At 61.9% G+C, this 19384-nt stretch carries 25 protein-coding genes; 19 read left to right on the top strand and 6 right to left on the bottom strand.

The genetic code is table 11. The features are described 5' to 3' along the window. The first annotated feature begins 142 nt into the window (after positions 1-142). Positions 143-631 (top strand): hypothetical protein, encoded by a 489-nt coding sequence (locus AB9K34_RS10765; RefSeq protein WP_369954430.1) that lies wholly within the window; start codon positions 143-145, stop codon positions 629-631. A 40-nt stretch (positions 632-671) separates the two neighbouring features. Here AB9K34_RS10765 and AB9K34_RS10760 read toward each other — a convergent pair whose 3' ends face one another. Genes AB9K34_RS10760 through AB9K34_RS10750 form a run of 3 tightly spaced genes read right to left on the bottom strand, consistent with a single transcriptional unit; the run spans position 672 to position 3629 of the window. Next, positions 672-1799: an NAD(P)/FAD-dependent oxidoreductase gene (locus tag AB9K34_RS10760; RefSeq protein ID WP_369954421.1), complete on the bottom strand. Its 1128-nt coding sequence runs from the start codon at positions 1797-1799 to the stop codon at positions 672-674. A gap of 43 nt (positions 1800-1842) precedes the next feature. Beyond that, positions 1843-2598 (bottom strand): class II glutamine amidotransferase, encoded by a 756-nt coding sequence (locus AB9K34_RS10755; RefSeq protein ID WP_369954420.1) that lies wholly within the window; start codon positions 2596-2598, stop codon positions 1843-1845. Positions 2599-2639: 41 nt separating this feature from the next. Next, entirely contained in the window at positions 2640-3629 is a 990-nt protein-coding gene (locus tag AB9K34_RS10750; RefSeq protein ID WP_369954419.1) for a VTT domain-containing protein, read from the bottom strand. A gap of 339 nt (positions 3630-3968) precedes the next feature. Between AB9K34_RS10750 and AB9K34_RS10745 the strand changes: the two genes are divergently transcribed. The 3 genes from AB9K34_RS10745 (at position 3969) to AB9K34_RS10735 (ending at position 6371) form a co-directional block, all read left to right on the top strand. Then, complete coding sequence (locus AB9K34_RS10745; protein ID WP_369954418.1) at positions 3969-4319, top strand: DsrE/DsrF/TusD sulfur relay family protein; 351 nt, start codon at positions 3969-3971, stop codon at positions 4317-4319. 35 nt (positions 4320-4354) lie between these two features. After that, positions 4355-5560: an NAD(P)/FAD-dependent oxidoreductase gene (locus AB9K34_RS10740; RefSeq protein ID WP_369954417.1), complete on the top strand. Its 1206-nt coding sequence runs from the start codon at positions 4355-4357 to the stop codon at positions 5558-5560. Between the two features lie 136 nt (positions 5561-5696). Then, positions 5697-6371 carry an ArsR/SmtB family transcription factor gene (locus AB9K34_RS10735; protein WP_369954416.1) on the top strand — a complete coding sequence of 225 codons (675 nt, stop codon included), beginning with the start codon at positions 5697-5699 and terminating at the stop codon, positions 6369-6371. A 456-nt stretch (positions 6372-6827) separates the two neighbouring features. Here the strand turns inward: AB9K34_RS10735 and AB9K34_RS10730 are convergent, their stop codons facing one another. Beyond that, a complete protein-coding gene (locus AB9K34_RS10730; protein ID WP_369954429.1) occupies positions 6828-7532 on the bottom strand; it encodes a hypothetical protein in 705 nt (234 codons plus the stop codon). A gap of 156 nt (positions 7533-7688) precedes the next feature. Further along, positions 7689-7943: a hypothetical protein gene (locus AB9K34_RS10725; RefSeq protein ID WP_369954415.1), complete on the bottom strand. Its 255-nt coding sequence runs from the start codon at positions 7941-7943 to the stop codon at positions 7689-7691. 353 nt (positions 7944-8296) lie between these two features. Here AB9K34_RS10725 and AB9K34_RS10720 point away from each other — a divergent pair, with 353 nt between their 5' ends. After that, positions 8297-8509 carry a helix-turn-helix domain-containing protein gene (locus AB9K34_RS10720; protein ID WP_369954414.1) on the top strand — a complete coding sequence of 71 codons (213 nt, stop codon included), beginning with the start codon at positions 8297-8299 and terminating at the stop codon, positions 8507-8509. Here AB9K34_RS10720 and AB9K34_RS10715 read toward each other — a convergent pair. Continuing rightward, positions 8506-8826, bottom strand: a complete 321-nt coding sequence (locus AB9K34_RS10715; RefSeq protein WP_369954413.1) for a hypothetical protein — start codon at positions 8824-8826, stop codon at positions 8506-8508. The two genes, AB9K34_RS10720 and AB9K34_RS10715, sit on opposite strands and share 4 nt — an antisense overlap. A 143-nt stretch (positions 8827-8969) precedes the next feature. On the opposite strand from AB9K34_RS10715, the gene AB9K34_RS10710 reads away from it, so the two are divergent. The 14 genes from AB9K34_RS10710 to AB9K34_RS10645 are packed head-to-tail and all read left to right on the top strand — an operon-like array spanning position 8970 to position 19379. Next, positions 8970-9326, top strand: coding sequence for a hypothetical protein (locus tag AB9K34_RS10710; protein WP_369954428.1), 357 nt, complete (start codon positions 8970-8972; stop codon positions 9324-9326). A 43-nt stretch (positions 9327-9369) separates the two neighbouring features. Then, positions 9370-9984: a lytic transglycosylase domain-containing protein gene (locus tag AB9K34_RS10705; RefSeq protein ID WP_369954427.1), complete on the top strand. Its 615-nt coding sequence runs from the start codon at positions 9370-9372 to the stop codon at positions 9982-9984. Beyond that, a complete protein-coding gene (locus AB9K34_RS10700) occupies positions 9981-10271 on the top strand; it encodes a TrbC/VirB2 family protein (RefSeq protein WP_369954412.1) in 291 nt (96 codons plus the stop codon). Before AB9K34_RS10705 ends, AB9K34_RS10700 begins: the two co-directional genes overlap by 4 nt. Before the next feature lie 12 nt (positions 10272-10283). Further along, on the top strand, positions 10284-10562 hold the full coding sequence (locus tag AB9K34_RS10695; protein WP_369954411.1) for a type IV secretion system protein VirB3: 279 nt from the start codon (positions 10284-10286) through the stop codon (positions 10560-10562). Further along, on the top strand, positions 10552-12915 hold the full coding sequence (locus AB9K34_RS10690; protein WP_369954410.1) for a type IV secretion system protein B4: 2364 nt from the start codon (positions 10552-10554) through the stop codon (positions 12913-12915). Before AB9K34_RS10695 ends, AB9K34_RS10690 begins: the two co-directional genes overlap by 11 nt. Continuing rightward, complete coding sequence (locus AB9K34_RS10685) at positions 12912-13079, top strand: hypothetical protein (protein WP_369954409.1); 168 nt, start codon at positions 12912-12914, stop codon at positions 13077-13079. Before AB9K34_RS10690 ends, AB9K34_RS10685 begins: the two co-directional genes overlap by 4 nt. A 1-nt stretch (position 13080) precedes the next feature. After that, positions 13081-14223 carry a lytic transglycosylase domain-containing protein gene (locus AB9K34_RS10680; protein ID WP_369954426.1) on the top strand — a complete coding sequence of 381 codons (1143 nt, stop codon included), beginning with the start codon at positions 13081-13083 and terminating at the stop codon, positions 14221-14223. Between the two features lie 29 nt (positions 14224-14252). Next, positions 14253-15050, top strand: coding sequence for a type IV secretion system protein (locus AB9K34_RS10675; protein WP_369954425.1), 798 nt, complete (start codon positions 14253-14255; stop codon positions 15048-15050). A gap of 12 nt (positions 15051-15062) precedes the next feature. Then, positions 15063-15716 carry a virB8 family protein gene (locus AB9K34_RS10670; RefSeq protein ID WP_369954408.1) on the top strand — a complete coding sequence of 218 codons (654 nt, stop codon included), beginning with the start codon at positions 15063-15065 and terminating at the stop codon, positions 15714-15716. 1 nt (position 15717) lies between these two features. Further along, positions 15718-16413 (top strand): TrbG/VirB9 family P-type conjugative transfer protein, encoded by a 696-nt coding sequence (locus tag AB9K34_RS10665; protein WP_369954407.1) that lies wholly within the window; start codon positions 15718-15720, stop codon positions 16411-16413. After that, on the top strand, positions 16410-17798 hold the full coding sequence (locus tag AB9K34_RS10660) for a TrbI/VirB10 family protein (protein ID WP_369954406.1): 1389 nt from the start codon (positions 16410-16412) through the stop codon (positions 17796-17798). The genes AB9K34_RS10665 and AB9K34_RS10660 overlap by 4 nt, the downstream gene beginning before the upstream one ends. 3 nt (positions 17799-17801) lie before the next feature. Next, positions 17802-18800 (top strand): ATPase, T2SS/T4P/T4SS family, encoded by a 999-nt coding sequence (locus tag AB9K34_RS10655; protein WP_369954405.1) that lies wholly within the window; start codon positions 17802-17804, stop codon positions 18798-18800. Next, on the top strand, positions 18787-18984 hold the full coding sequence (locus tag AB9K34_RS10650) for a hypothetical protein (RefSeq protein ID WP_369954404.1): 198 nt from the start codon (positions 18787-18789) through the stop codon (positions 18982-18984). Before AB9K34_RS10655 ends, AB9K34_RS10650 begins: the two co-directional genes overlap by 14 nt. Next, entirely contained in the window at positions 18981-19379 is a 399-nt protein-coding gene (locus AB9K34_RS10645) for a hypothetical protein (protein ID WP_369954403.1), read from the top strand. The genes AB9K34_RS10650 and AB9K34_RS10645 overlap by 4 nt, the downstream gene beginning before the upstream one ends. The last annotated feature ends 5 nt before the right edge of the window (positions 19380-19384 follow it).

Raw genomic sequence — 19384 nt, 5'->3', positions numbered from 1 at the left:
GCCACTGCAAGCGCGCCGAGCGCTTGAGCAATTTGAGGGCTCCGCGCCCGGCGCGCTTGCCCAAACCGAAACCCATGATTATCAAGATCAAACCCGCAGACTCTCGTTATGAACGAGGGACCGAAGGGGGGCAGGTCAGGAGCTGTTTGCGTCGCGTTGCGAGTTGCTGATCAGCGTCACTTCGTCGGGCCAGATTGCACAGGTTTCCACTCCGCCGTATTTCGTCCTGATCGAACAGGCACTGCGCGATGAAGGCACCAGCTATCATTACCTTCCGCCGTCCCGCTATAGCGCGGCGCCTCGGCACCTGATCGAGCGACTGCAGGGGGCGTTCGAAGATCTTGGAGAACCGGTCCTTCAGGGGCCCACCTGGACAACGGACGCGCCTTTTCGTGAGACCTACGAAGCGATTGAGGCGATGCGGGCCGAGGGTTTACTCGCGGTCGAAATGGAGGCCGCGGCGCTCTATGCGTTTGCCGAAGCCCGGCGCAAATCGGTCATCTGTTTTGCCCACGTGACAAACCAGATGGGGCAGATAGAGGGAGATTTCGAGAAAGGCGCCGAGAATGGTGCAGCAGAAGCGCTGCGCATTGTGGCGCGCACTGCCCGGCGGCTCGGATACCGGAATTGACCCAGAGTATCGTGGGGTCGGTGGAGAAGGCCTCCTTTCCTTACCTGTAACGCCTCAGATACATCCTCTCGAAAAATACCTTTGATCGATGCGCGAGTCCCATTCGCGGCAGAACCAGATTGAAGCGCGGCGTTCGTGCAACCAGAGTGCCGGATTTGTTGTCGTCGATCACGCACATCAGCTCGACCCGGAAGGTGCGTCTTGGGGTTTTTCCTTTCAGTTCGTCGACCAGGTTGGCCGCCGCGGCCGTTGCCTGAAGGTCGGCCATATGCGCCTGTTTCGGCATCCAGTCGGGGCCGGGAAAGCTGCCGGCGTCGCCTGCGACATAGGTGCAGGTGAACCCGGGCACGCGGCAATGGTCATCGGCCTTGATCAGCCCGCCGGGAGAACGCGGCAGATCGGTGTTGTCGAACCAGGGGTTGCCGGTAATTCCCGGCATGAACAGGATGAGGTCGGCATCGAACTCGCCGCCTTCGGTCACCACCAGGTTCGGCTCGAAACGCACCATCTTGTGGCCAAGATGGGTCTCGATGCCCAGTTCCTTCATGCGCCGCATGATCCGGGGCAGCGCCTTTTCACCAAGCCGGATGCCGGGCTTAGGCGCGGGGCTGAAGAAGACCAGCTTGAAGCGGTCGCGCCGGCCCTGGCGGCGCAGCAGTTCGTCTGTGCCGAAGAGAAACTCGAACATCGGCCCGCCGCGCATGGCGGTACCTTCCTTGGGGTTGCCCGAGAACCCGAAGGCCAGTGTGCCGCTCTCGAGCTGCTCCAGGCGCTCCTTGAATGCCATGACCGGGGCGACGCCCTCGCAAGGAGTCAGCGCGTGTTCGATGCCCGGAAGCTTCTTGATGAACTTGCCGCCGGTGCCGATGATCAGCCCGTCATTGCGGATCTCGCCATCTGTGATCTTCACCAGCCGCCCGCCTTCACCCAGCCCCTCGGCCGCGGCCTGGACGTAGCGGATGTTGTGGCGGCGAAAAAAGCTCTCCAGCGGTACCACGATATCGTGGGGTTTACGCTGACCCGAGGGCAGCCAGATCAGGCTGGGCAGGTAGACGAGCCTCGGCTCGGGTGCGACGACCGTGATTTCCAGCATCTTGTCGGCAGCGCGCAGCTTGCGGGCAGCGGTCAGCGCGGCAAATCCGGTGCCGAGAATGGTGACATTAGTCATCTGTGCTCCGATCTTTCAGTGATGGGATTTCGGTTCGTTGGTTTCAGGCCGCGTGAGAAGCCGGTATGGATCCGTTCGGATGTACCTCCTTGCCCTCGGCAAAGACATGGACCGACCCAGGCTCAAGCGGCTGCCACGGTTCGTCCGTAAGCGGCTTGGTCGCGAAGAGTACAATCTCCTGCGCCGCGTCACCGCCGCAGCAATTACGCCGGAGCTTGTGCAGGTGTGTGTGGGCGTGGGCGATCAGATGCTCACCGTCGCTCAGCATGAAGTTGAACTCTCCAAGCGAGGCCAGGTCGCTGATCAGCGGCGTAATCGTGGTCAGGAGTTCTCCCGCCGACAGGCCAGGGCCGGACTCGGCGATCCGGTTCAGCAGCAGGCAGAAGGCATGCTCTGAATCGGTATCGCCCAGAGGCTGGAACCGTCCTGAAGACAGCGGCGGCGCCGTGCTTACCCCGGGCAGCTTTCCATTGTGGGCAAAGACCCATGAGCGGCCGTCTAATTCACGCTCGAAGGGATGCGTGTTCGCTGAGGCACGGCCGATCTTCTCCGGATTCGCCTTTCTGATATGGGCGATCACGTTGGTGCTGCGAAAGTCGTATTCGGTTATGAAGGCGAGGCACCGACTTTCGGCGGCGGGAACGGGTTCCTTGAAAATGCGCGCCGCGCGGCCTTCGTAAAAGGCGACGCCCCAGCCATCGGCATGCGGTCCGATCTCGCCGCCACGCGGTTGGAGCAGGGCGAGCGACTGGTTGACGTCCGTCGGTCTGCTCGCGCTCATCGCAAAAAGCTCACACATGGGCTGCCCTTTCAGAAGTTGTTCGCGCCGCGCCGCGCCGGTCATCGTTCTGACTGCCCCTCTTGCCGCGTGGCCGGATATCCAAGACGGTTCCATTCCTTCATGCCGCCATCGACCAGCAACGCACCAGTGAATCCGCTCGCACTCAGCACTTTGAGCGCGGCCTTCGATTTCCGGTCGGTGAAGCACATCACCGCCACGGGGCGTTCACGGCGATCCTCCAGTTCGGGCAGGTTTCCGGGCAGTTTCTGGAGCGGAATGTTGACCGCCTCCGGTACATGCCCCTGCGCGCCGTTGAAATCCGCTTCGTCGCGGACATCGAGAAGCAGAATGTCCTGGCCGCCGTCTAACCTGCGGCGCAGTTCACCAACCGAGAGCGAAGCTGGCTTCCGCAACCTCTTGATCAGACGGGGAAGGAATACCACGATCGCCAGCAGCGCGAGGGCAAGCAAGCCTTTCTCAATCGCGCCCTCGCGGCCGGCCACCGCCTCGCGGCCGGCATACCCGAGATAGGTATAGGCGGCCGCTCCGGGGATCATGCAGATGGCTGTCGCCAGCACATAGGGGACCAGCCGGATGCGGGTCAGTCCCAGCGCATAGTTGAGCAGGTTGAACGGAAAAAGCGGCACCAGCCGGACGAAGGCGACAAAGCGCCAGCCCTCGTCCTCGACGCCTGTGAGCAGCTGTTTCAGCCGCGACCCACTTTTCTCCGCGACCCAGTCGGATGCGAGATAGCGCGCCACGAGAAAGGCGACCGTGGCGCCGGCCGTCGCAGCACCCAGATTGTAGACGGCCCCCAGGACCGGCCCGAACAGGGCGCCGCCGGCCAGAGCGAAGACCGATCCGGGCATGAACAAGATGGTGGCGATCGCATAGACGATCATGAAGGCCAGTGCGGCCCAAACACCGAACGCTCCCAGCCGGGCTTCCAGCGCAGTGGGCGTCAGCTCTGAGCGAAAGGTGAGCGCTGCCGCGATGGCAGCACCAAGAAATAACCCAAGGGCGAGGCGGACTGTCGACTTGGCGCTCATAATGGGCGTCGGCCGCCGGCAATGTCGCGACAGCAACTGATAGACCTGCGCGGATGTTCAGACTTCGGGCGAGGCAGCCTACACAAAGCCGATTCCGACCCTTGCAGTCCGGGCGGCGTCGAAACCGATGCGGCCGCATGTTGACACGGGATCATTGCTATCCTATTATTCAAGTGGTCGCTTGAGTAATAGTTATCCTGCGATCCCCGGTCAACCTCAGCCACGAAGAAAATCGGGCCGGAAAGCGAAAACCTGCTTGCCGATTGCGACCCCGATAAGGCGGCGTCGGCCTTGGGGGCTGGCGCGATGATCATGAATAACCGCAAAAGGAGCGGCGCCATGAAGTACCTGTTCATCCTCAACGATCCGCCGTACGGCACCGAGCGGTCCTTCAATGCGCTCCGGCTGATTCAGGCGCTGCCGAAGACTGAGCCGAAGCCGGACATTTCGGTGTTCCTCATGGCCGACGCCGTGGCCTGCGCCAAGACCGGGCAAAAGACTCCCAACGGCTATTACAATCTTGAGCGCATGGTGAGGGGTGTTGCCCGGCAGGCGCAGGTCGTGCTGTGCGGCACCTGTATGGACGCGCGCGGGATCGGCGACGGGGATCTGGTTGCGGGCGCCGAACGAGGCACCATGCCTCAACTCGCCGAGATGACGGCCGAGGCCGACAAGGTGCTGGTCTTCTAGACACCGCGACGCGGTTCAAACAAACGGAACAATCAATGCACATCGTGATCATCGGCGGTTCATTCGGTGGCCTGACCACCGCCTACGACCTCAGGCGCCTGCTACCGCGCGGCAAGCACGAGATCACCCTGATCTCGCGCGAGCGGAGGTTCACCTTTATCCCCTCGCTGCCCTGGGTCGCCATGGGATCGAAGACGGTTGAAGATATTTCTTTCGATCTCGAAGGGCCACTTGCCCGAAAGGGGATCAATTTCGTCGATGCGGCGGTGACAAGAATCGACCCCATTGGCCGGAAGGTCGAAACAGCGGCCGAGACCCTCGACTACGACTATCTTGTGATTGCCACCGGCCATCGCAGCGCCAATGAGGCCGTGCCGGGACTCGGCCCCTTCGATGGCCCCGGACATTCGCTGATGTCTCCGCCCGAGGCGGAAGAGGCCCGCAAGTCCTGGGCCGCGTTTCTGGCCGATCCCGGCCCAATAGTCATCGGTTGCGCGCCGGGGGCCAGCTGTGTCGGTCCCGCCTATGAGTTCATGTTCGAGGCGCACCACGCGCTAAAAAGCCGCTCGCTGCGCCACAAGGCGCCGATCAACTTCGTCACGCCAGAACCGTTCCTTGGGCATTTTGGTGTCGGCGGTTTCGGAAAGATCCGGCTGTTTCTGGAGGCCGAGTTGGAAGATCGCGACGTGCGCTATCACACCTCCGCCGCGGTCGCGAAGATCACCGGCGACACGGTCGAACTGGCCGATGGCACGGCGTTCGAATCTCGATTCTCCCTTGTCATCCCGCCCCTAGCCGGGGTCCGGCCGGTGGCTGAGGCCAAGGGCCTCGCCAATCCCAAGGGCTTCATCCCGGTGGACCAGCATTATCGGCACCGTGATTTTGACAATATCTATGCCGTCGGCGTTGCGGTTGCGATGCCGCCGGTCGAAGACCTGCCGGTGCCGGTCAACTTTCCCAAGACTGGGCACATGACCGAGCAGATGGCCAAGATCGCCGCGCGCAACATCGCTGCCGACATTCAGGGAGGTGACAAAACGGCCCACGAGTTGATGGTGGAATGCATCATGGACATGGGCGACCGCGGCGCCCACATGGTCGCCGACCCAGCGCGCCCGCCGCGCAACGTGACCCGGTTCGGCACCGGTCGGCACTGGCTCTGGGCCAAGAAGGTTTTCTCGGGTTACTATCTTTGGAAAATGAGACGCGGCGCAACGCGGAGCCACAAATGGGTGTGGTAGCGCCGTACCTGCAATATCCGACATCCACTGAGAATTTTCTCGCTCCCGCGACATCGGTGCGGGAGGTGTGAAGAAGCATTGAATTCGGCGTATATTCAATTGAATAATGAGGCAATTGCATCCGCGAGGTGACCTGATGGCGACTGTGAGCCCGAAACACAGGCTTCTCGAACAATTCGCGCTAGTCGCGAAAGCCCTGGGCCAGGCCAACCGGCTCGACCTTCTAGAGTTGCTGGCCCAGGGCGAGCGCAGCGTGGATTCCCTCGCGCAAGAGACCGGGCTCACCTTGGCCAACACGTCGCAGCATCTGCTGCATCTTCGCCGCGCCGGCCTGGTGGCCTCAGAAAAACGCGGGCTCTACGTATTCTACAGCCTCGCCGGAGAGGACGTTATTGAACTCCTTGGCGCCCTACGCCACACCGCCGAGCGGCACATCGCTGAGGTTGATCGCATCGTCGCCGGTTTTTTCAATGAGCGCGACAGCCTCGAAGCCGTATCGCGAAAGGAGCTGCTGGAGCGCGCCAATGATGGCGCAGTCACGGTTCTCGACGTCCGGCCTCAGGAGGAATTTCAGGCCGGACATATACCCGGCGCAGTGAACCTACCCCTCGGCGATCTGAAAAAACGCCTCGGTGAACTACCGGAAGGCAGTGAGATTATCGCCTATTGCCGGGGCCCCTATTGTGTCCTTGCCTTCGAGGCCGTCGCGGAACTGAGGAAAAAGGGATTCAGCGCCCGGCGCCTGGAAGAGGGCTACCCAGAATGGAAAGTGTCTGGCCTGCCGGTCGAGACCGAATCGGTGGAAAACTGAAGCGGGTGTTGGACGCGTCGGTCGCGTTCGGCGCGCCATATCCCTATTGGTCGTCAGGTTGGAGAGATATTTGGCAGCTGTCGAGTCTGGCACGATTTCGTCTGAAACTTGCTGCAACATCGTTGCTCGACTCTGGTTCAGACACTCCCAAGTCATCCGGCCTGCGCGCCGGGCGGTCGGGACTCCGCAGGACGATGATCGTCTACGGGGCAGACGGTCGAGAGATCGCCATGTTCGCCTGCAATCCGATCCGTTCCGCAGCAAATTCAAATGTCTAACCGCCCAAAACCGATGACACCGACCGCCAGGCCGACAGGGCGAAGACCGATACCGGCATGGGCGGAGACCTCGGGCTCCGATCGGCGTGCCGATGAGAGCTGCCGCTCCGCCAGGGGGCGCCCCCAAAACACTCTTCTTCCATCCCATGGCGATGACGGATGAACGAGTGCGTGACGTTCAATAGTTCACCTGTTCGAAGCCGTAGTTGCCCTCATAGTCCCGCCAATCGACGAACACCGACCGGTGATAGATGCTTGGACAATGGTCTCCATATCTCTCGAGCCCGACATGGGCTTCGGGCAGGGCGCCGGGCGACGAGCGTTGCCAGGAAAAGTCGCCTTGTGTCCCATAGGTCCCAAGAACGACAACCGCGCTCCGATTACAGTCGCCGTCACGGTCGGACTCGCGCTGCCGGGCGTAGCGCACGTCATAGACACGGATCGAGCGCACGAAATTGAACTCCGGCCCGCTGATGTCGATGTCAGCGCGATTTTGAACCAATCGAAGCGCCAATCCTCCCGGTACCTGACCGGGCTCAGCTTCTGTTCCGCGGAAAACCGCGGGCACAGGCATGCTGGCGGCTTGGAGCGGTGCATCCGGAAATGTTTGAGGCAGGGGACGACGCAAACTATCGAACAGAACGTCGTAGAATCGTCCGCCGCGGTCGACACTGTCGTCAAGCTGGAAGGACGCGCCCATAGGGCAGCGCCAGATTTGGAGCGGCGGTTCGATTGGCCAGGGCGTGATCCGTCGGATGAACTCGGCCCTGGCCCGCGAGCACGGCACGGATGCCGGCCAACCGCCGGAAAGGCAGAGCAGGATCGCGCAATCAATCGGATAGGTTTGCGCTTGCGTGCGATCCGACGTCCCAACGAGGGACATCGCCGCTACAATGACAAGTGCGACGAAACGGGTAAGGGCTTTGGGCATGGCTGAACGTCCATGGGGATTCGAAAGTCGCTAAAGCCTGCATCATTACTATATTATTGTCACGTCTAATATAGCCAAGTGCACACCATCGGAGGTATGCGACGGCGACTACTCAGAAATATCCGGTGCGGAGGTGGAAAGCTCTTCGAGGAGGTCGATCACATCGACGGGTGTCACGTGTTTGGCCTTCGCCAGCGTCTCAGAACAAATCGAAGGCTCGATGAAATTGGCGGTGTCTCGCTGCTCAATCCAGAGGATCGACAGTTCCGCGGTATTCCAAAGATAGACCCATCCGACGGCGCGCGCGCCGTCACGTCCGAGCAGCCGGGCAATGGCCGCAGCTTCTTCCTTTACCTGTGTCACCGTTTAATTCACTCCAGATATATCGACCGTAGGCCGAACTGCCCGAAGGCATAATGGCCATTATTGACTGATTGGGTTTTCGGCTCTTTTGGGCGCTTATCCCACGGATTAACTCCCGAGTCCGATAAGGATACTTATGTTAAATATGCGATCCGGCGTGGCGGGTATGCATTTGATAAATTGAGCTTTGTACTATCCATACCCAACCCTCACGTGCACTTGATCTTCTTCGCTCGCCTGAAATGGCGCTCCACGCCAATTCAGAGAATTTTTCCCCGAAGACAAGAGTCTACGGAACGAATGTAGAATATATTGCGTGGTTAAATACTCTACATCGTGGCTCAGCCTATGGCATGAAACTGCGAGAACAACTTGGTCTGAATATTCAGGAGGCTCGCCGTTCCCGCGAGATCAGCCAGGAGGACCTCGCGCATCGGGCCAACATCGATCGTGGCTATATGGGCAAGATCGAAAACGCGAAGCATGCGGCCTCAATCGACATGATCGAAGCCATCGCAAAGGCACTGGACATCGAGCCGATGGAGCTTCTCAAGCCCAGAGCCTAACGCTCTGCCAGTCCCAGGAAGCGGCCATATTCCTCGCTGACTTCCCGCGCTTCCTCGAAGGCCCGCGCGCGCTCCTCTTCGAGGCAGCGGAAGTAGCTCTGGATGTCGCGGATATAAAGTTCAAAGTCGCGACGGATGATGTCGGCATATTCCAGCACGGCTTGAGAATCGCTCGGAACGAACGGCCGCGGCGGCGCCAGGCACGATTCGGCGGACGCGGTGCCAGCCAGAATCAAGAGCAGGAATATAGCCAGTGCGCCGCGAAAGCGGCGCAACCTCAGGCTGCCAAAATCCCATGAAACCTTGAATGAATCCATGCATCATGCCTAATGCTGGCGTAACCGTCATACAGCCGCATTAGCTGAAATATACTCTTGCGGCTAATAATATACTTTCGTATGTGCTGGGCATTATCAACTGTGCCCGGCCATCCGCCTTTGAAGGAAGCGTGATCCGGGTGATGGACCTAAGAGACGAAGCACCGAATGTGGTCACCGAACCCAGATTCCGCGATCTGGTCGCCAGCGGCTATCGCGTCGAAGTTGTCTGCAAGACGGATGCCTTCAAGAAAGGCCCGAACTGGCACGGCATCTGGATTCTGCGCGCCGTCAGCGACGAGGGGCTGGAGAAACTTCTGGTTACGGCCCGAACACGGACCTCTCGCAACGACATCAAGATCCGCGAAATCAAAACCGTCACCGGCGTCATCTCCTTCCTGCAGGGCATCGGCTTCTCACACGCCGATATCCCGCTCAAAGAAGGCAAGCGGACGGTGCACAAGCTTTCCAGCGAGGAACTGGCGCGCCTCGGGGCTTAGCGCCTTTCTCGTCACCTTTCTGACATCGCCGTCATTGGCACAGATGGTGCTGGTGATGGAAAGCGACGGGTCGCTACGGCCGAGCCAGGCGCAGCAAGACTTCTCGCGCAATTACAATGATGGCATTGGCCAAGGCTCTGCCGCATCCGGACTTCGCATCTTTGGTGATAATGCTGATCAGGCCCCAGAGCTGCGCATCGCCGCCGTTGCCCCATCCGTCCGCGCGCCTCGCCCGGAGATTCTATCTGCCATCGAAAACACTGCGCTGCGCTATGCAAGTCACCGCGGTCTTCGCGCCGCGGACATCACCGTCACAGACTGGCTGAACCTCTATCGCGCCAATATCGAGATCGAGAGCGCCTATGATCCGCGCGCGGTCTCCCATGCCGGCGCTATCGGCCTTGGACAGCTGATGCCCGGCACGGCGGCCCTCCTTGGCGTCAACCCGCATGACTGGCGGCAAAACCTCGACGGCTCCGCGCGCTACCTCGCGATGATGCTGGCGGAGTTCGGCGACGCCCGACTCGCGCTTGCGGCTTACAACGCGGGACCCAAGGCCGTGCGCGAGCACGGCGGCATCCCTCCCTATCGAGAAACCCAAAATCACGTCCAGCGGGTGCTGGCCGTCTTCAACCGGCTGGAAGGAAAGAATTCATGAAGCCGACGACACATTTCCTAATCGCATTTGTCACACTGCTGACGCTCGTTGCCGAGCCCGCGCTCGCGCAGAGTATCGACCTCTCCCCGATCCAAAGCCTGCTGCAGGGGATCGTGGACGCGCTGACCGGCCCGCTCGGCGTGGTTATCGCCACGCTGGCCGTACTCGGCATCTTTCTGAGCTGGTTCTTCAACATCATCGACCTGCGCCAGGCGCTCTGGGTGCTGGTTGGCATCGCCGGTGTTGCCGCCGCACCGACCATCGTTGCCGCCGTCTTCGGGGCCTGAGGAGCCAGAACTTTGGCCGAGCGATCGCCTCTCTTCTTAGGGCTCGTCCGCCCGCCGAAACTCCTTGGCCTGCCGATCATGTATGCCATGGTCTGGCTCTTCGGCTCGGTGCTGTTCTTCGTCTGGATCCAGCACATGGTGGTGCTCGGCGTCGCGGCGATCCTCTATCCGATCCTCTGGAAGGCGGCGGATTGGGACCCGCGCTTCATTGACGTCATGATGACAGCGCTCCAGGAGACCCCGCCCACGCGGAACCGGGCGATCCACGGGGGTGACAGCTATGCCCCGTGACGAAACGGTCGATGAGCGCACCCTTATGCCCGGCTGGTATGCGCGCGAGAAACGCCTCGCGCATATGCTGCCCTATGTCAGCCTGGTCGACGATCACACGGTCCGCACGCGGATCAATGAGCTCTTCCAGTGCGTGCGCCTCAGCGGCGTCAACAGCTACACGACCGATGACACCTATCTCGACAAGGTGACGGCACTCTTCGCGCGGATCATCGCGCAACTCGGGCCCGAGTTTAGCTACTACGTCCACAAGGTCTCGAAAGCGATCACCCCTGACCTGCTGCCGGTCCAGGGCGATGGTTTCGCGGCGGCGGTCGATGCCGCCTGGCGCGAACAGCTTTCCTCGGCTGGCCTTCGGGACAAGACCCTGACGCTCACGATCATCCACCGCCCGCCTCCGAAGGGTTTTTTGGCCTTCATGAACCGCAGCGCGCCAGAGTGGTTTCGTGAGGAGACCCAAAAACGGGTCAGGCGGCTCAAGGAAGCCGTCGGCGTCTTTACCTCCGGCCTGGCCGATCTCAAGCCGCGTGTTCTGTCGGCGAATTCCGGCGAGCTTGTCGGATTCCTGGGCGCGCTCAACACCGGGCGCGAACTGCCGCTCTATCCCGCGAACCGCTACGGGTTCCTCGCCTACAATGTCGCCAATACCCGCGTGACCTTCCTTGAGGACCATTTCGAGCTGTCGGACGGCGTTGTAGGTCACCGTTTCGGCAAGAGCTTCACCATCGGCGAATACTCTGAGGCCACGACCTGCACCATGTTCGACATGCTGAACCTGCCCGTCGACATGATCGTCACCCATTCGTTCACGCCGATAAATTCGAACCTGATGGCGGGCCGGATCAAGCGTCAGAAACGCCAGATGCAGGCCTCGCAGGATGCGGCGCTTTCGCTCCTCGAAGCGCTCGACATCGCGCATGACGATCTTGAGGCCAAGCGCCAGAGCTTCGGCGAACACCACATGGTCGTGACGGTTTTTTGCGACAGCCTCGACGAGCTCCAGACTCTCGGAGCCGAGATCGTCAACGCAGCCGCCGCCGAGGGCGTGAAGATGATCGGCGAACGCGCGGCGGCGAAGACGCATTATTTCAGCCAGCATCCGGGCAACCAGCCGAAACGGGTCCGGGCCAGCGCCGTCACCAACCGCAACTTCGCGGATTTCGCGGCGCTGCATCGCACGCAGCTCGGCAAGGACAAACACCAGCTGCCCTGGGGCCAGGAGATCACCCTCTTCCCGACGCCGGAACAGAGCGCCTATTGCTTCTCCTACCACGAGCAGGGATCGCCGGAAAAAGAACCGACCAGCGGGCATACCTTGATCCTCGGCCGTCCCGGCTCCGGCAAATCCGTGCTCTCGGCCTTCCTGATGACGCAAGCCCGGCGTGTGGGCGCGCGGATCTTCGTCTTCGACTATCGGCTTGGCATGGAGATGGCGGTGCGCGCCAATGGTGGGCGCTATGCCTCGATCAAGGCGGGCCAACCGACGGGCCTTAACCCGCTCTGGACCGAGATCGACGCGCGCGGCACCGCCTGGCTTTCGGACTGGCTCGCCTCGCTCCTCCACCGCTCCGACAAGCCGCTGACCCCGGCCCAGACCAACCGCATCCAGGAGGTGGTCCGGCAGAACGCAACCGCCGCCGACCCGGCCTTGCGGAACTGGAAGGATTTCGCCTCTCTCTTCGTCTCCACCGACGACAACGGCGATCTGCACCAGCGGCTCCTCGAATGGACCGAGGACGGCCGCTACGGCTGGATCTTCGGCCAGAGCCTCGAAGACACGTTCTCGCTCGAAGGCGATGTCGTGGGCTTCGACCTCACTGGCATTCTCGACAGCGAGAGCGAAAAGGAGCGCATGGCGGTGCTCTCATATCTCTTCCGCCGCGTCGAGCGCGAGATCGAGGATCGGCGCCCGACAATCATCGTTATCGACGAGGCCTGGAAGGCGCTCGACAACGCGTATTTCGCGGAACGGCTGTCGAACTGGCTCGTGACCGCCCGGAAGCAGAACACCGTCGCGGTAATGATGACGCAATACGCCAGCCAACTCGAACGCACGCGCACCGGCAAGACCATCGTCGAGGCGGTGCCGACGCAGATCCTGCTACCGAACATCCGGGCGCATGCCTCGGATTACGCGATGCTCAACCTCTTCGAGAAGGAACTCGACGTGCTGCTGAACACCGGCAGCGACAGCCGGCTTGCTCTCATCCGCGACGATACCGGCTCCGTGGTCGTCGATGCCGATCTCTCAACCCTCGGCCCCTACCTCACCATCCTCGGCGGCATGGAGAAAGGCGAGGCACTCGTCGGCACCGATTACCGCGACCGCCCGGATTTCTGGAGACTTTCATGACCCGCATTCTCTTCCTCATTGCCGCGCTCGGGGCTCTGGCCTCCTGTGCGCAGTATCAGGAGCCGGAAGCCAACTGTTTTGCCTTCCGTGCTTCGGTAACCTCCGGCGAGCCAGACTGCATCTTCACGCCACTCGGCGCGCCGGAGGGCGGCATTGAGGTCTAGGATCGTTCATATCCTGGTGGCGTCTCTGCTGCCCGCCGCCGTCCTCGCTCAAGGTGTCCCGGTCAATGACAGCGGGCTGACCGCGCGTGATATCGTCGAGACCGGAGACCGCGAGGCAGATCTCGCCGTTCAGCGCGAGAAACTGACCGTTGAAGAGATGCTGACCCAGATCGAACAGGAACAGCTCGCGGTCCTTCGAAACATCCTCGACGCGCAGACCAGTTTCGGCGGCCAAGGCTTGCCGGGCATGGTCTCAAACCTGGAAAGCGGCAGCGGCGATCCGGACCGATCTGCCTTCGCCGTCTACGGCTCGGGCGACATCGATCCCAATCCCGGCGGCGCGCAGATGTTCGGGGATGCGGCGGAAGGTATCGAGCAGCTGATCATCCGGGTCGCCCGGGAAACCCACGGCCGGCCCGGGGTCGGGCGCGCCGGTCTTTCGGTCGTGCAGTGGCGCGCGCTCCTGCAGGCCCTCATCTGGCAGGAGAGCCGGTTTTCAATCGGTGCGCGCTCGCCTGTCGGTGCGTTCGGTCTCACCCAGATCATGCCCGGCACCGCCAGCGATCTCGGCATCAACCCGGACTATTATGACAGCCCATATCTGCAGGTCGAAGGCGGCGCGCGCTATCTCGCGGCACAATTGGGCACCTTCGACGGCAATATCATCAACGCGCTTGCGGCCTATAACGCGGGTCCGGGCCGTGTCTTCGAATATGGCGGCGTGCCACCCTTCGCCGAGACCCAGCACTACGTCCAGGTCATCCCCGAACGCTACAACCTCTACCTCACCCGGATCGGCGGCATCGAAGCGATCGGTACGATCGATCCGGCGCTCCTGTCCAACGCCCATCTCTCGCTCACGGGCCACGGTGCAGCCTTCTACGGCAGCAACGCACCGGCCGCGATCCGGCAGGCGGCGCTCCGCATCCGGGACATCGTCACCCGGATCGGGACCACCGAGGACGTCCAGGAGAGCCTGGCGCTCAACACCTATGCCCGCGCCGAACTCGTTCGCCTCATGGCCGCGCGTATCCGCCTGAAGGCCGCAAGGACGCAGCCGCTTAGCGCCAAACAGCTCGCCCAGGCCGCCGCCCGCATGGCCGAGGCGAAGTTCATGGACTTCACATTGGAGAATTTGGATTGATGCCCCGCACCTTTGTCCCCTCGAGATGGATGCGTTCAACCGCCGTTGTCAGTGCGCTCGCGCTCGCCAGCCCGTTCGTCGCCGGCACCACGGCCCATGCCCAGGGCGTGCCGGTCGTCGACACCCAGAACATCGCCCAGAACATCCAGCAGCTCCGGCAGATGATCGAAGACGAAATCCTGCAGAACGAGCAGCTGATGCAACTCCGCCAGCAAATGGCCACACTCACGGAACAGCTCGCCGAGTTGCAGCGGACCTATGAGGCGCTCACGCGTCTTGCCGAACTCCCCGAAATAATCCGGACCCAGATGGAAGCGGAGCTGAACGGTCTTCTCGATCAGGAATTCGGCGACATCCAGGCCACGATCCGCGCGATCCGCACCGGCGATTTCTCCGGGCTGACCGGCTCAGGTGCCAGCGAGATCGAAACCCAGATGGACCGGGTGCTGGCCGATCTCGGCTTCGACGAGGATACGCTGAGCGAAATGGCCCGGAGCGGAAACCCGGGCGCCGAGCGCATAGCGACGCAGGCCACGACCGGTGCGCTCGTCTCGGCCGCGGCGCAGAACAGCTACGACGATGCCGGGCAGAGCCTCGAGCGCGTCGAACGGCTCGTCGGCCTGATCGACGACATGGATGAGCTCAAGGAAAGCGTCGATCTCAACACCCGCGTGACGGCGGAACTGGCCATCGCGCTTGTCGCCATGTGGCAGCTCGAAGCGGTGCAGACCGTCGGCGACGGCACAGGCGGCGTCATCGATGCGGCCACCATCGCCGAAGAACAGCGCTTCATGGAGTTCACCCTCCCCGACCTTCGCGCCGAGTAAGGATCACAGGCCTTGGATTCTGAAGCACAAATCATTGAGGAAGAACTTGTCTACGGCGCGCTGCGTCGGGAAAGGCTCTGGCAGCGCCTCGGGCTGATGGGCCTGATCTTCGGTATCCTCGGCTGCCTCGGCGCCGTCGCCGTCGCGATCCTCGATGTCGATCCGCCGCCAGTCGTGGTGCCATACGATCCGGAAACAGGTTTCGCGCTGCCCGAAGCCTCTGTTGGTGCCACCACGGTCACCGAAAACCAGGCGATCATCGAGGCGGAGGTCTTCCGCTACGTGACCGACCGCGAGGTCTACAACCAGCTCGACAATGACGTGCGCATCCGCAGTGTCCTGCGGCGGTCTGATGGTGCCGCGGAAGCGTCACTGCGGCAAATCTGGAACAGCGCCAACACCGAATATCCGCCGACAATCTACGGGCCGAACGCGCGGCTCGACGTCGAGATCCTCAGCATCAACCGGATCGGCAACAACCGGGCGACCGTGCGCCTCCGTAAACGCCTGACGTCGATCAATGGGGTTCAGGCGGGCCTCTTCACCGCCACGCTCCTGTTCAAGTTCCGCCCGGAGGAAAGCCGCTCCATCGACCAGGTCTGGACGAACCCCTTCGGCTTCACCGTTGTCGAATACTCGATCCGCTCTGACAGATTGGAGAATTGAATTGCATTGGTATTTGGTGGCCTTCTTTTGTCTCGCTCTTTCAGCCGGCATAGCATCTGCCGAATCGATCCCACGTGGCGGTGCCAATGACAGCCGCGTGCGGATCGCAACCTATCGGGACGGCCAGGTCTATCGGCTGAGCGTTTCGCTCACCCATGTCACCACCGTCGAGTTTGGGACAGGCGAAAGCATCCGCTCGATCATTGCCGGCGACACCGAAGGCTTCGAAATCGATGGTGTACCCGGTGGCCGCGCCTTTGCCATCAAGCCTATTGCGCGCGGCGTGCATACCAATGTGACCGTCTATACCAATCGGCGAAGCTATTATTTCAACGTCACGGAAGTCGCGAGCCCGACCTTCTATGTGGTGCAGTTTCGCTATCCGGACGACAAACGCCGCTCCGCAAACGCGATCGCGCGGGCCACCCCGAACTACAACTACGGCGCCAGCGCGGACACCGAGTTCACCCCGACGCGGGTCTGGGACGATGGGACGTTTACCTATTTCGCATTCCCGCGGAACGCCCCGATCCCGGCCATCTTCCGCTATGCCAACGGACGCGAGCGCACGGTGAACACGGGCGCCGTCAAGGACGGTGTCATCCGCGTCTCGGGCGTGAACCGGCAATGGGTACTCCGGCTCGGCGACGAGGTCGTCTGCATTTCCGTGACACCGCCTGCGGAGGCGTCGTCATGAGCGACAACGCCGAACTCGAAAAACGCCTGGCCGCTCTCGAGCAAAGCGGCCCTCGGCAGGGCGCTGCCCCGCAACGTCGCTCGCCGCTGCTCGCGCTCATGGTCGCAGCCCTGATCCTCGCCGGCGGTGCTGCGCTCTACGCCTTCTCGCAACCCGAAGAAGAGGTCGCCCTGCCGACGGCAACACCAGACGAATTTCAGACCGAGGGTGACGGGTTCGGCGAGATCGAACCCTTCGTGCCGCCCCCTGCACCGGAACCCGAGGTCGTGGTCGTCGCCCAAGAGGCGGCCGAGCCGAACGCGGAACTTCTGGCGCAGCTCGAAGCGCTCCAAGCGCAGATCGAGGAACTCCGGAATGCTCCGGAGCCGGTCGTAACTGAAGATACAGCCGCGGCGGAAGCCATCGACGCGTTGACGGCGCAGATCGCCGCCCTGCAAGACGCCTCGGAAAGCGCGCAGCAACAATTCCAGGACGAGCTCGCGGCACGGGATCGGGAGCTGCAGCAGTTGCGCATGGATTTGGATCTGGCTCAGTTGGAAGCCAATGCGCCAACGCCAGCGCCGCTCGGTCCAACCGAGGACGAATTGCGCGCCCGGGAGGCAGAACGCTTGCGGCGCGAAGAAGAGGCCCGCCGCCTGGCGGAACTGCAGCGCCGCGCCGGAGAGGAGCGCGCCTTCCAGGAGCGCCGCATCACGTCCCCCGTCATCGCCTTTGGGGGCACGGCTGGCGCCAATCCGAATGCCACCGAACTCACGGAACGCAGCTTTGGCGACGTGACGGATTTCGTGCTGAACGGCGCGCTGCCGAGTGTCGTGACCCAAGCCGAGGTGATCGCGAACCCGTCGAACACGGTCATCCAAGGGACTATGATCCAGGCCGTGATGGAGACCGCGCTCGACAGCTCCCTACCCGGCCAAACCCGCGCGATCATTTCCGAGGATGTCTTCAGCTATGATGGGACACGGCTGTTGATCCCACGGGGTTCGCGCCTCATTGGTCGATATCGGTCGGGCATCGAGATCGCGCAGCGCCGTGTCACCATCGCCTGGGACCGGATTATCCTGCCGTCCGATCAGACAATCCGGATCAGTTCGTTTGGCGGGGATCAGCTGGGTCGCTCCGGCGTCACCGGCTTCGTCGACACGCGGTTCGACGAACGCTTTGGCTCCGCCGCCCTCATCTCGATCATCTCCGCCGCGCCAAGTGTGGCGGCATCGGAGGTGAATGACGACGCGACCGCAAATGTCCTCGAAGACGTTGGCGACGATCTTGCGGACGCCACAGACAGCGTCATCGGAGAATACCTCTCGATTGGCCCGGTGATCTATGTCGACCAGGGCGCGCGCGTGACCGTGATGGTCGACCGCGATCTGGAGATATTCTGAGCCATGACGCCGAGTTATCTTCAGGCCTCGCTCGACAAGCTGAAGGACGCCGCCCGCGACGATGTGATCGAGATCTGTATCAACCCGGACGGCTCCTGTTGGGGCGAGTTCCAGGGCGACCATTTCATGCGGGTGCTGGATCAGCGCCTGTCCGTCACCGAGGTCCGCGATCTCGGCAACCAGATCGCCTCCAGCGCCAACACCACGATGAGCAAGGACAAACCGATCGTATCCGTCTCGATCACCTATCGCGACAGGCCGATCCGCGCCCAGGTCGTGACCCCGCCGGCCGTACTATCAGGCATGTCGATCTCGCTGCGCTTCTTCTCGAGCCTGCCACTCGAGGAGATCGAACTCAGCTTTCTCTACGGCAAGGAACGCAAACTCGAGGAGCTGCGGCAGGAAAAGAACCGCGCGTTGCGCGAGGTGGTCGCCTCTGGGGCGATCTATGACGCCATCCGCTTCTGCGTCGAGAACAAGCTCAACATGATCGTCTCCGGCGGCACCTCGACCGGCAAGACCGTCGCCGCCCGCAAGATCCTCTCCTACGTTCCCAATGAAGAGCGGATCGTGACCATCGAGGAAGCGGCGGAGCTGCTGCCCACCCAACTGAACGCCGTGACCCTCATCGCTAACCGTGACGCGGAGTTCCAGACCGCGGACGTGCTCCTGACCGCGACGCTCCGCATGCGCCCCGACCGGATCATCCTCGGCGAAGTGCGTGGCAAGGAGGCCATGACCTTCCTCGAAGCCATCAACACCGGTCATGGCGGCTCGATGACCACGCTCCATGCAGAAACACCGCAGCTGGCGGTTCAGAGGCTCGCCATCGCGGCACTCAAGACCGAGATCCCCATGACCTACCAGGACATGGTGCAGTACATCGAGAGCTCCATCGACGTGATCATCCAGGCCGGCCGCGAGGACGGTGCGCGCGGCATCACCGAGTTCTATCTCCCCGGAACCGAACTAATCGGAGGCATAGCCCATGAAGCAGTTTGAGTATCAGATTCTGTCCTATCCGATGGACAAGAAGACCAGCCTCATCACCATGCAGGAGGACTTGAACGCCCGCGGCCAAGATGGCTGGGAGGTTGTCTCGGTCAGTACGTCCGAGTTTGCGCATATCGGTCACACAGCGTTTCTCAAGCGTGAGACACGTCTCGTAGACGAGAGGGACGCATGAGGTCGGTCATTCTCATGGCTGTGTTGGCCAGCGCTGGATCACCAGCCGCCGCTGAACGTAATTTCGTGCCCTCTCTCGACAGTGAACCAGATGCCTGCGTCGATCGTCCGGTAGAACCGGATTGGATGCAGGAGATCGGTGTTCGCGGAGCCTATAAACGCGTGCTGGTCCAGGACATCTATCGGGCTCGGAATCTGGAACGGATTGTCGCTTCCGGATCCTGCCCCTGTGAAACCCGATTCCCGTCTTGGGTCGAGGCGGAGACCGAGTTCCGCGAGCGTTTCGCCGCCGCCGAACGCTGGGAAATGCTCGAAGCCTCGGATGCCTACAACCGGCGGGCCAACGACCTGAGACCCGAGGCCAAGGCCGTCTGCGAAGCCGAGGGCAATTGGTAGGGCAA

The sequence above is a fragment of the Sedimentitalea sp. XS_ASV28 genome, from assembly GCF_041224545.1.
Classification (GTDB): Bacteria; Pseudomonadota; Alphaproteobacteria; order Rhodobacterales; family Rhodobacteraceae; genus Sedimentitalea.
The sequence above is the reverse complement of the archived record's forward strand: the minus strand, read 5'-3'. Positions and strand labels throughout refer to the sequence as shown.

Bases quoted from the DNA above. Each gene is read 5' to 3' on its own strand.
- AB9K34_RS10740 (WP_369954417.1), top strand. From the start codon at position 4,355: ATGCACATCGTGATCATCGGCGGTTCATTCGGTGGCCTGACCACCGCC.
- AB9K34_RS10755 (WP_369954420.1), bottom strand. From the start codon at position 2,598: ATGTGTGAGCTTTTTGCGATGAGCGCGAGCAGACCGACGGACGTCAAC.
- AB9K34_RS10700 (WP_369954412.1), top strand. From the start codon at position 9,981: ATGAAGCCGACGACACATTTCCTAATCGCATTTGTCACACTGCTGACG.
- AB9K34_RS10715 (WP_369954413.1), bottom strand. From the start codon at position 8,826: ATGGATTCATTCAAGGTTTCATGGGATTTTGGCAGCCTGAGGTTGCGC.
- AB9K34_RS10710 (WP_369954428.1), top strand. From the start codon at position 8,970: ATGGACCTAAGAGACGAAGCACCGAATGTGGTCACCGAACCCAGATTC.
- AB9K34_RS10720 (WP_369954414.1), top strand. From the start codon at position 8,297: ATGAAACTGCGAGAACAACTTGGTCTGAATATTCAGGAGGCTCGCCGT.
- AB9K34_RS10645 (WP_369954403.1), top strand. From the start codon at position 18,981: ATGAGGTCGGTCATTCTCATGGCTGTGTTGGCCAGCGCTGGATCACCA.
- AB9K34_RS10760 (WP_369954421.1), bottom strand. From the start codon at position 1,799: ATGACTAATGTCACCATTCTCGGCACCGGATTTGCCGCGCTGACCGCT.
- AB9K34_RS10660 (WP_369954406.1), top strand. From the start codon at position 16,410: ATGAGCGACAACGCCGAACTCGAAAAACGCCTGGCCGCTCTCGAGCAA.
- AB9K34_RS10750 (WP_369954419.1), bottom strand. From the start codon at position 3,629: ATGAGCGCCAAGTCGACAGTCCGCCTCGCCCTTGGGTTATTTCTTGGT.
- AB9K34_RS10690 (WP_369954410.1), top strand. From the start codon at position 10,552: ATGCCCCGTGACGAAACGGTCGATGAGCGCACCCTTATGCCCGGCTGG.
- AB9K34_RS10675 (WP_369954425.1), top strand. From the start codon at position 14,253: ATGCGTTCAACCGCCGTTGTCAGTGCGCTCGCGCTCGCCAGCCCGTTC.
- AB9K34_RS10730 (WP_369954429.1), bottom strand. From the start codon at position 7,532: ATGTCCCTCGTTGGGACGTCGGATCGCACGCAAGCGCAAACCTATCCG.
- AB9K34_RS10745 (WP_369954418.1), top strand. From the start codon at position 3,969: ATGAAGTACCTGTTCATCCTCAACGATCCGCCGTACGGCACCGAGCGG.
- AB9K34_RS10735 (WP_369954416.1), top strand. From the start codon at position 5,697: ATGGCGACTGTGAGCCCGAAACACAGGCTTCTCGAACAATTCGCGCTA.
- AB9K34_RS10705 (WP_369954427.1), top strand. From the start codon at position 9,370: ATGGTGCTGGTGATGGAAAGCGACGGGTCGCTACGGCCGAGCCAGGCG.
- AB9K34_RS10650 (WP_369954404.1), top strand. From the start codon at position 18,787: ATGAAGCAGTTTGAGTATCAGATTCTGTCCTATCCGATGGACAAGAAG.
- AB9K34_RS10685 (WP_369954409.1), top strand. From the start codon at position 12,912: ATGACCCGCATTCTCTTCCTCATTGCCGCGCTCGGGGCTCTGGCCTCC.
- AB9K34_RS10655 (WP_369954405.1), top strand. From the start codon at position 17,802: ATGACGCCGAGTTATCTTCAGGCCTCGCTCGACAAGCTGAAGGACGCC.